Raw genomic sequence first — 10,468 nt, 5'->3', positions numbered from 1 at the left:
CTCCCCGGTCGCCGGAACCCTCCTGGAGATCCGCGTCCACGAGGACGAGGACGCCGCCGTCGGTTCCGTCCTGGCCGTCATCGGTGACCCCGATGCCGCTCCGCGACGCCAGGCACCGGCCTCACCGGCCAGCCCCCAGGAGGCTCCAGCCCCGGCCGCCGAGGCCCCTGCCGCTCCGGCCGCCCCCAAGGCTCCGGCTGCGCCCACACCGGCTGCGCCCTCCACGCCGGCCGAACCTGCCAGCGGCAACACCGTGGCCCCGCGCGCCACCAGCGCCTCCTCCGATGTCTACGTCACGCCGCTGGTGCGCAAGCTGGCCAAGGAGAACCACATCGACCTGGCGACTATGAAGGGCACCGGCGTCGGTGGCCGGATCCGCAAGCAGGACGTCCTGGACGCCGCCGAGAAGGCCAAGGCCCCAAAGTCGGCGCCGGCACCGGCTGTCGAGACTCCCGCACCGGCGTCCAAGGGCTCGGCCCGGGCCGCCGCCCAGCAGGTCTCCGAGGAGGCCATCGCGCTGCGCGGCAGCACCGAGAAGATGAGCCGGCTGCGCAAGGTCATCGCATCCCGGATGGTCGAGTCCCTGCACGTCTCGGCCCAGCTGACGGCCACCGTCGAGGTCGACATGACGGCGATCTCCCGGCTGCGCACCGCCCAGAAGGCGGCCTTCAAGGCCCGTGAGGGGGTCGGCCTGTCCTACCTCCCGTTCATCACCAAGGCCGTCGTCGAGGCCCTCAAGCAGAATCCGAAGTTCAACGCCAGGATCGACACCGAGGCCGGCACCGTGTCCTACGGGGCCAGCGAGAACGTCGGTATCGCGGTCGACACCCCGCGGGGCCTGCTGGTTCCCGTGATCAAGGACGCCGGTGACCTCAACATCGCCGGGCTGGCCCACCACATCGCCGATCTGGCGGCCCGCACCCGCGACAACAAGGTGACCCCCGATGAGCTGTCCGGCGGCACCTTCACGATCACCAACTACGGGTCCGCCGGAGCCCTCTTCGACACCCCGATCGTCAACCAGCCCGAGGTCGCCATCCTGGGAACCGGTGCCCTGGTGAAGCGCCCGGTGGTCGTCACCAATGAGTTCGGGGAGGACACCATCGCGATCCGCGACATGATGTACATCTCGCTGAGCTACGACCACCGCCTCATCGACGGTGCGGTGGCGGCCAGGTTCCTCACCGGTGTCAGGAACCGCCTGGAGGAGGGCGACTTCGCCGGAGAGTTCTGAGATGTCGGCAGTCCCGCAGCTCCACACGCCGCAGCCGCACACTCCGCAGATGGTTGACGGCGTCTCCCCGAAGGGATGGGTCGATCACCCCACCGGGCTGAGCTTCGAGTACCTGGGCATCGCCGAGGAACCTCCCCGGCGCACCGAGTACAGCTGGTGCTGGCAGCATCAGCGTGAGGTGCACGCCCAGGTCTCGGCCCACCGGACTCCTGACACGGTGATCTTCGTGGAGCACGATCCCGTCTACACCGCAGGACGGCGCACCCGTCGCGAGGCCTACCCCTTCGACGGCACGCCGGTGGTGCCGGTCGACCGAGGTGGCGAGATCACCTGGCACGGACCGGGGCAGCTGGTCGGCTACCCGATCGTCTTCCTGCAACGCGGCATCGGCGTGGTCGACTATGTCCGCCGGGTCGAGGAGTCGATCATCCGGCTGCTGGCCGGCTACCGGATCAGCGCGGGCCGGGTGCCGGGTCGTACCGGCGTCTGGCTGCCGTCCGACGGCCACGGCCCGGAACGGAAGATCTGCGCGATCGGCATCCGGGTCTCCCGCCAGACCTCGATGCACGGCTTCGCCCTCAACATCGATCCGGAGACCACCGGCTTCGACAACATCATTCCGTGCGGCATCGAGGACGCGGACGTCACCACGATGGCCCGCGAGCTGCGCCGGGTGCACGGGCCCGATGTCGAGGTGCCCGGCCTGGTGACAGTGGCGCGGCGACTGGAGCCGATCCTGACCGAGATGATGGCGTTCCGGAGGTACCGGATGAGCCCCGACATCCCGCGGCGCGAGCATCCCGCCTATCTGCATCCACTGGACTGAGCGAGGGCTTCCGGCTGGCCCGGAGGTACCTGCCCACAAGTACAGTTCGAGAGACGCCCGCCACACCGGTCGGAGCGCCTCGCGGCGAGGAGGATCAGTGAGCCCAGTAGAGGTCCCATCGGGTGGCCGGCCAGCCCGACAGCCGGCGGTCATCACGCGCGGATGGCCGGTGCTGGTCGGGATTGCGATGGCGGTGGGGGCTGGTCTGATCGGTGCCTTGAGACGCCGCGAACCGGCTCTGCTGGGCCGTGCCGACCCCGACCTGATCACCAGTGTGCTGCACGCCATGATGGGCACTGCCGCCTGGACCGCTCTGGTGCTGACCTTGTCCCAGCTGCTGCTGGCCACCGTGCTGGGCCCTCAGCGCGACCCCTTCGATCCCGATCGCCGGGTCGCCCGGCGCGGCTGGCTGTCCAGTCAGGCCTGGACCATCGCCGCGCTGCTGATGGTGCCGCTGGAGGCTGCCGACAGCTCCGGCCTGCCGGCGAGCGAGGTGATCGGCGACCTCCCCAGCCACCTCGCCTCGACACCGTCTGTGACCGCCTGGTTCGTGATGGCAGTGGTGGGGCTGCTCACCTCCTTGGTCTGCCTGCTGTGCCGCACCGCCGGTGGGCTGCTGCTGACCAGCCTGGCGGTGGTCCTCTCCGCCCTGCCAGTGGTGGTGACCGGATCGGTCTCAGTCGGGCTCAACCACGACTTCTCCACCGATTCCGGTGCCATCTCGGGGGTGGCCGTGGTGATCTCCGCGGCGATCGTCGCCGCCCGCCTGTTCGGCCCCACAGCCAGTGCCGCCGCCCGGGTGGCCCGTACCCGCGGGCCGCTGGTGGTGGCCCTGTCGATCGCACTGGCCGGCCAGCTGGTGGTCACCTGGCAGGGGCTGGCCGGCACCGGCATTCTGGCCTCTCGCTGGGGGATTGCCCGACTGGTGCTGCTGGTGGTGCTGGGCCTGTGGTTGGCGATGGCCTGCGCCGCGCGCCGGATCCCCGCAGGGTTGTCGGGAGTGGCGGTCGCGGTGGTCCTGGTGATCACCGGCTCCTCCTCCCAGCTCATCCCGCCGCGCTATCTGGTGCCGCAGACCGTCGTGGTGAACTACCTGGGCTATCAGCTGCCCGGTCGCCCGACAGTCGGATCCCTGATGCTGCCCGGCCGGCCGAACCTGCTGATGCTCTTCCTCGCGGCGGCCGCCGCGACCAGCTACCTGCTGGCGGTCCGGCGGATCCGGCGGACCGGCCAGTCATGGAACCCGGGACGAATCGCCGCCTGGCTGACCGGCTGGGCGATCGTGGCCTATCTGGGCGGATCGGGGCTGTGGCGTTACTCCTCGGTCACCTTCAGCTGGCACATGCTCGTGCACATGATGATGAACATGCTGGTGCCGGCGCTGCTGGTACTGGCCGGTCCGATCACCCTGCTGCGAGCCGTCCTCTCCTCCAACCCCCTTCCCGAGGCCGACCAGCCACCGGACGCCGGTCGATCCGGCAGCGGCCAGTTGATGGGACCCCGCGAGTGCCTGGAGTCGGCTCTGAGCTGGCGTCCCACCACCATCCTGTTCGGACCCTTCACCGGATGGGCGGTGTTCATCGCCAGCTTCTACGCGGTCTACTTCACCCCGGTCTTCGGTCTGCTGATGCGCTATCACTGGGGCCATCAGTGGATGCTGCTGCACTTCATGTCCGCCGGGCTGCTGCTGTTCGAGTACGTCATCGGGGTCGACGAGCTGCCGACCTCGCTGCCCCACATCGGCCGACTGGGCTTCATCATCACCGCGATGCCCTTCCACTCCTTCTTCGCCGTGATCGTGATGAGCACCAGCCGGATCATCGGGGCCGACTTCTACCGCACTCTGTCGGTGCCCTGGGTCGCGGACCTGGCAGCCAACCAGAACCTCGGCGGTCAACTCACCTGGGCCACCGGCGAGCCGCCGATGGCGGTGGTGCTGATCGCGCTGTGCGCCCAGTGGTTCCTGTCCGACCGCAAGGATCAGCAGAGGATCGACGCCGCCGAGGACGAGGGCGGGCTGGAGGCCTCGCTGACCGCCTACAACGAGATGCTGGCCCAGATGGCCGGTCAGGACTCCGCCCGTGCCAATCAGGAGCGGATCGACAGGATCCGGGAACGAAACAGGCACCGCCGATGAGCCCTTCACCAGCCACCAGTCGCACGACGCAGCACGGATCGGCGGCAGCGCTGAGCCCGACCGGACAGCCCAGCTCCGCCGAGACGATCCAGCTCCAGATCGGCGGCATGACCTGTTCGGCCTGTGCCGCCAGGATCGAGAAGCGGCTGTCGCGCATCGACGGCGTCCAGGCCTCTGTCAACTACGCCACCGAGCGGGCCCTGGTGACCGGTCTGGCGGCCCCCGAGGCCATCGCGGCGGTCCAGAAGGCGGGCTACCGGGCCGCCCCGCTGGACCAGGTCGACCAGGCGGCCCAGACCAGCCTGCGGATCTCGGCACTACGGCGTCGTCTCATCGTCGCGGTGCTGCTCACCCTGCCGCTGATGGATATCGGCCTGGTGCTGGCGCTGGCACCCCAGCTCAGATTCCCCGGTTGGGACTGGATGCTGGTGGCGATCGCCATCCCGGTGGTCTTCTGGTGCGCCGGGCCCTTCCACCAGGCGATGTGGTCCAACCTGCGTCACGGCACGACCTCGATGGACACCCTGGTGTCCCTGGGAGTGTTGTCCTCCTTCACCTGGTCGGTGGTCTCGATCGCGGTCGGCGCCTCCGATCACGAGGGTTACTGGCTGGGCTACGGGATCACCCCCGCCGGAGCCGACACCCTCTACCTGGATGTCGCCGCCGGGGTCACCTGCTTCCTGCTGGCCGGGCGCTACTTCGAGGCCAGAGCCAAACGCTCGGCCCGCTCAGTACTCACCGCTCTGGGACAGTTGGCCGCCACCACTGCCAGGGTGCTTCGTGACGGCGTCGAGACCGTCGTCCCGATCATCGAGCTGCATCGCGGCGACCTGTTCGTCACCCTGGCCGGGGAGACCATCTCCGCCGACGGCCAGGTGGAATCGGGATCCTCCAGTGTCGACGCGTCGATGATGACCGGCGAACCCCTGCCCTCGGAAGCAACCCCCGGCTCACGGGTGCTGGGCGGCACGGTGTGCCTCACCGGTCGGATCGTGACCCGTGCGACCGCCGTCGGGGCCCACTCCCAGCTGTCCCAGATGGCGGCGATGGCCGAGCAGGCGCAGGCACGCAAGGCCAACGTGCAGAAACTGGTCGACAAGGTCGTGCAGGTCTTCGTGCCGGTGGTGCTGGGCATCGTGGTGATCACCCTCGGCGGCTGGTGGTTGTCGGGAGCCGGGCTGCGGCACGCCATCTCGGCAGCCCTCTCGGTGCTGGTGATCGCCTGCCCGTGCTCGCTGGGACTGGCCACCCCCACCGCTCTGATGGTCGGAGTGGGACGCGGGGGCCAGCTCGGCATCCTCATCAAGGGCCCCGACGCACTGGAGGCCTCGGGGCGGATCGACACCGTGGTCCTCGACAAGACCGGCACCGTCACCACCGCCACGATGGCAGTGGACTCGATCACCCCGGCCGATCCGACAGTCGATCTGGACCGGCTGAAGGAGCTGACGGCAGCTCTGGAACGTACTTCCGGCCACCCCATCGCCCGGGCGATCGTCAGCTGCTGCGGCATCGCCTCGAACCGGACCGGGCCGCAGACCAGCGATCTGGAGACGGTGGCCGGCCGGGGGCTGCAAGCAGTGGTCGGCGGCCGGCTGGTGAGGGCCGGGAACCCTGTCTTCCTCACCGATGCAGGAATCGAGCTGCCGCAGACTCTCACTGCGGCCCTGGCCCGGGCCCGCGCTGCCGGGGCGACGCCGGTGGTGGTGGCGGTCGACGGCCTGGCGCAGGCGGTGTTCACACTGTCCGACACTCTCAAGCCCGAAGGCCCCGAGGTCGTCGCCGAGCTGGCCCGGATGGGTCTTCGCACGGTGCTGCTGACCGGGGACTCCCGGGCCGCCGCCGAGCAGGTCGGCCAGCAGCTGGGATGCGACCAGGTGCTGGCCGAGGTGGTCCCCACCGAGAAGGCCCGCGTCATCGAGGGATTGCGCGCCCAGGGCCACCGGGTGGCGATGGTCGGTGACGGCGTCAACGACGCCGCAGCGCTGGCCAGCGCCGATCTGGGCCTGGCGATGATGACTGGCACCGACATCGCGATGCGCAGTGCCGACATCATCTGCGTGCGCGCCCATCTGGGTGTCGTCCCCGATGCCATCCGGCTGGCCCGCAGGACCCTTCGCACCATCCGGGGGAACCTGGTGTGGGCCTTCGTCTACAACATCGCCGCCATCCCGATCGCCGCTGCCGGACTGCTCAACCCGCTGATCTCCGGACTGGCGATGAGCCTGTCCAGTCTGCTGGTGGTCACCAACTCACTGCGGCTCAAGTCGTTCAAATAGGTGAGAAGGGGGGGACGACCCCCCTTCGCTCGCTGCGCTCGCTACCCCTCGTAGCGGCCCGACCCCGCGACCTGGGACCCGCCGCGCCGGCCACACCCTTCGCTCGCTGCGCTCGCTACCCCTCGTAGCGGCCGGACCGCGCAACCTGGGACCCGCCGCGCCGGCCACCCCCATCGCTCGCTTCGCCGCTGGCCACCCCCCGATAGACTCGGGCCCATGAGTGTCGAAGCTGACGGCAGACGCCTGCTGCGCGTCGAGGTGAAGAACGCCCAGACTCCTATCGAGAGCAAGCCCAGGTGGATCCGCACCAAGGCGACGATGGGACCCGAGTACCGCGACATGCGCCGCCGGATGCACGACACCGAGTTGCACACAGTGTGTCAGGAGGCCGGCTGCCCCAATATCTTCGAGTGCTGGGAGGACCGCGAGGCCACCTTCCTGATCGGCGGGGACAAGTGCACCCGACGGTGCGATTTCTGCCAGATCAACTCGGCCAGGCCCGACGGCTACGACACCGACGAGCCACGCCGGGTCGCCGAGTCGGTCCACCAGATGGGGCTGCGATACGCCACCGTCACCAGCGTCTGTCGCGACGACCTTCCCGATGAGGGAGCCTGGCTGTGCGCCGAGACGGTCCGCCGGATCCATCACGCCAATCCCGGCGTCGGGGTGGAGATGCTGGCCCAGGACTTCTCCGGGCGCCCCGAATTGCTCGACCAGGTCTTCGAGGCCGGTCCTGAGGTCTTCGGTCACAACCTGGAGACCGTTCCGCGACTGTTCAAGAGGATCCGGCCGGCCTTCCGCTACCAGCGCTCACTCGACGTACTGACCCGCGCCCACGACCACGGGATGGTCACCAAGTCCAACCTCATCCTCGGGATGGGTGAGACCCGCGAGGAGATCTCCGAGGCGATGAGCGCACTGCATGACGCCGGCACCGACCTGCTCACCATCACCCAGTACCTGCGCCCCAATACCCATCTCCATCCGATCGACCGCTGGGTCACCCCCCAGGAGTTCGACGAACTCGCCGAGGAGGCCGAGGAGATCGGCTTCGTCGGTGTCATGAGCGGACCGATGGTGCGCTCCTCATACCGGGCCGGACGGCTCTACCGGCAGGCCATGGAGGCCCGCGGCCAGACCCCGGTGACAATCGTCACCGGGTATCGCGACGGATCGCGCCCGGCCCCCTTCGCCGCGCGCTGCTGAAACCTCCCGGGCCGCTGCCGGGCTTTTCACGCTGAGACACCGCGCAGGTAGACTGAGGGACCGCTCGTCATCGTGTCCGGACACGATAGGTCACGAGCACGCTGATCCGTCACGTTGAACCCCCGGGAGTTGTCGATGCCGAAGAGCCAGGCCGCCAAGGAGCTCGCCGCCAAGCAGAAGGCCGAGGCCAAGGCCGCCAAGGAGCGTCGGAGGAACTCCGACAACCCCAAGGACTGGGGCACCTGGAAGCAGCTCGTCGAGACCTACAAGATGACCCGCAAGGTCGACCCCAAGGTGCTGTGGTGGGCGATCGGCGGATTCGTCGTGCCCTTCGTCATCTTCGCGGTGGTCGGCCTGTTCATCAAGCCGTGGTGGATGTACGCGGTGGTCGGCGTCTTCGCCGGTGCCGCCGGTGCGATGTGGCTGTTCAGCCGCCGGGCCCGCACGGCGATGTACACCCGGTTCAAGGGACAGCCCGGTTCCGGTGAGGTGGCGCTGGCCCAGCTCGACAAGAAGCAGTGGTCCACCACCCCGGTGATCGCCATCAACCGCCACCAGGACGTCGTCCACCGAGCCCTGGGCCCGGCCGGAATCGTGCTGGTCGGCGAGGGCGGCGGCAACGGCGTCCGTCAGCTGCTGGCCGCCGAGAAGCACCGCCACGAGCAGGTCGCCTTCGGGGTCCCGGTGATCAGCTACCTGATGGGCGAGGGCAACGGTCAGGTTCCGCTGGAGCAGCTCGGCAAGACCATCAAGAAGCTTCCGAGGACTCTGTCGGCCGCCCAGATCGCCGAGACCAAGTCGCGGCTACGGGCCCTGGACTCGATGCGCCCGCGGATGCCGATGCCCAAGGGACCGATGCCGACATCGGCCAAGGGCGCCCGTAGCGCCATGCGGGGTCGCTGAGCCCTGGTGGCAGCGACCAATCTCGTCAACGCCGAGCACGTCTCCAAGACCTTCGGCACCCGGATCGTTCTCGACGACCTGTCCCTGGGCCTGTCGCGCGGCGATGTCATCGGTGTGGTGGGCCGCAACGGGGACGGCAAGTCCACCCTGCTGGGGATCCTCACGGGTTCGATCGAGCCCGATACCGGGACGGTGACACACACCGGATCGGTCTCGATCGGTGTACTGGCCCAGGCCGAGATCCCCGGACCCCAGCAGACCGTCCGTGATGTCGTGGTCGGCGGCCGACCAGACCACGTGTGGGCCTCGGACCCTCAGGCCCGTCCGATCGTCGAGCAGATGCTCGCCGACATCGACCTGGATGCCCTGATGGTCGAGCTGTCGGGAGGGGAGCGGCGCCGGGTGGGGCTGGTCGCCCTGATGCTCGGTGGACATGACCTGCTGGTCCTCGACGAGCCCACCAACCATCTCGACGTCGAGGCGGTCTCCTGGCTGGCCGAGCATCTGCGCCAGCTGCAGTCACGCGGGGTGGCGATGCTCATCGTCTCCCACGACCGGTGGTTCCTCGACGAGGTGTGCAATCACATCTGGGAGGCCCACGACGCCACCGTGGACGCCTATGACGGTGGATACGCCGCCTACACCCTGGCCCGTGCCGAGCGCGCCCGCCAGTCGGCCGCCAACGAGGCCCGGCGCCAGAACCTGGTCCGCAAGGAGCTCGCCTGGCTGCGCCGCGGGGCGCCGGCCCGCAGCTCCAAGCCCAAGTTCCGCATCGACGCCGCCAATGCCCTCATCGAGGATGTCCCCGATCCCCGCGACAAGCTCGAACTGGCCCGGTTCTCGGCCACTCGGCTGGGCAAGGACGTCTTCGACCTCAAGGACGTCACCTTCACCCTGCCGGACGGCCGCACCCTGCTGAACCGGCTCACCTGGTCCATCGGACCCGGCGAGCGGATCGGGTTGGTCGGCGTCAACGGGGCCGGCAAGTCGACCCTGCTGAACCTGCTGGACCACCAGATCTCCCCCACCTCCGGCAGGATCAAGCAGGGCAAGACGCTGCGCATCGGCCACCTCAGTCAGGAGGTCCACGAACTGGACGCCGGCACCGAGCTGGGCCAGGAGCGGGTGCTGGAATCGGTGCAGAGATTGCGTCAGGAGACCAAGCTGGCCACCGGCGAGGAGGCCTCGGCCAGCAACCTGCTGGAGGACTTCGGCTTCACCGGGCAACGCCTGGTGACCCGGGTCGGCGACCTGTCGGGTGGAGAACGGCGTCGCCTCCAGCTGTTGCGGCTGCTCATCGAGGAGCCCAATGTGCTGCTGCTCGACGAGCCCACCAATGACCTTGATATCGACACCCTCAGAGTCGTCGAGGACTATCTGGACGGCTGGGCCGGGACCCTCATCGTGGTCTCCCACGACCGCTATTTCCTGGAGCGGGTCTGCGATCTCACCTATGCCCTGATGGGTGACGGTTCCTGCGTGCTGCTGCCCGGCGGGCTGGATCAGTATCTGGCGGCGCGACGCCGCCGCGAGAGCGGTCCGTCGAAGTCCCAGCAGGTCGGTCAGGCCGCCGGGGCCGCCGGTTCCGGGCCGTCATCGGCCGAGCTCCGCCGGGCCCGCAAGGACATGTCCCGGCTGGAGGGCCAGATGGCCAGGACGCAGTCTGCACTGGATCAGCTCCACCAGCAGATGGCCGAGGTGGCCACCGACTTCCAGGCCCTCACCGATCTGCAGGGCCAGGCCAGTGAGCTGGAGAACAAGCTGGGCGAGTTGGAGAATGCCTGGCTGGAGGCCGGCGAGCTGGTCGAGGAGCCCTGAGTCCCGCCGCTGGCTGAGGAGCCGGCTCGGCCCCACAGGATCCTCGACCCCCCGACAGCAGG

At 69.0% G+C, this 10,468-nt stretch carries 7 protein-coding genes; all 7 read left to right on the top strand.

The window, feature by feature from the left end:
- On the top strand, positions 1-1,234 hold a 1,234-nt coding region (gene sucB, locus G554_RS16240; RefSeq protein WP_051233068.1), incomplete at its 5' end, for a 2-oxoglutarate dehydrogenase, E2 component, dihydrolipoamide succinyltransferase.
- Between the two features lies 1 nt (position 1,235).
- A complete protein-coding gene (gene lipB / locus G554_RS0112475) occupies positions 1,236-2,060 on the top strand; it encodes a lipoyl(octanoyl) transferase LipB (RefSeq protein ID WP_027588163.1) in 825 nt (274 codons plus the stop codon).
- Positions 2,061-2,247: 187 nt separating this feature from the next.
- Positions 2,248-4,197: a cytochrome c oxidase assembly protein gene (locus G554_RS16235; RefSeq protein WP_154654297.1), complete on the top strand. Its 1,950-nt coding sequence runs from the start codon at positions 2,248-2,250 to the stop codon at positions 4,195-4,197.
- Complete coding sequence (locus G554_RS0112465; protein WP_051233165.1) at positions 4,194-6,476, top strand: heavy metal translocating P-type ATPase; 2,283 nt, start codon at positions 4,194-4,196, stop codon at positions 6,474-6,476. The genes G554_RS16235 and G554_RS0112465 overlap by 4 nt, the downstream gene beginning before the upstream one ends.
- 216 nt (positions 6,477-6,692) lie before the next feature.
- Complete coding sequence (gene lipA, locus G554_RS0112460; protein ID WP_027588162.1) at positions 6,693-7,685, top strand: lipoyl synthase; 993 nt, start codon at positions 6,693-6,695, stop codon at positions 7,683-7,685.
- Positions 7,686-7,820: 135 nt separating this feature from the next.
- Positions 7,821-8,588 carry a DUF4191 domain-containing protein gene (locus G554_RS0112455; RefSeq protein ID WP_027588161.1) on the top strand — a complete coding sequence of 256 codons (768 nt, stop codon included), beginning with the start codon at positions 7,821-7,823 and terminating at the stop codon, positions 8,586-8,588.
- 6 nt (positions 8,589-8,594) lie between these two features.
- Positions 8,595-10,406, top strand: coding sequence for an ABC-F family ATP-binding cassette domain-containing protein (locus tag G554_RS0112450; RefSeq protein ID WP_027588160.1), 1,812 nt, complete (start codon positions 8,595-8,597; stop codon positions 10,404-10,406).
- Positions 10,407-10,468: the final 62 nt, after the last annotated feature.

The organism is Acidipropionibacterium thoenii DSM 20276, assembly GCF_000423445.1.
Lineage (GTDB): Bacteria > Actinomycetota > Actinomycetes > Propionibacteriales > Propionibacteriaceae > Acidipropionibacterium > Acidipropionibacterium thoenii.
This window is presented reverse-complemented; position numbering and strand designations above follow the sequence as displayed.

Excerpts from the sequence above, each read along its gene's own strand:
- G554_RS0112455 (WP_027588161.1), top strand. The coding sequence starts at position 7,821 with ATGCCGAAGAGCCAGGCCGCCAAGGAGCTCGCCGCCAAGCAGAAGGCC.
- G554_RS0112465 (WP_051233165.1), top strand. The coding sequence starts at position 4,194 with ATGAGCCCTTCACCAGCCACCAGTCGCACGACGCAGCACGGATCGGCG.
- G554_RS16235 (WP_154654297.1), top strand. The coding sequence starts at position 2,248 with ATGGCGGTGGGGGCTGGTCTGATCGGTGCCTTGAGACGCCGCGAACCG.
- lipA (WP_027588162.1), top strand. The coding sequence starts at position 6,693 with ATGAGTGTCGAAGCTGACGGCAGACGCCTGCTGCGCGTCGAGGTGAAG.
- lipB (WP_027588163.1), top strand. The coding sequence starts at position 1,236 with ATGTCGGCAGTCCCGCAGCTCCACACGCCGCAGCCGCACACTCCGCAG.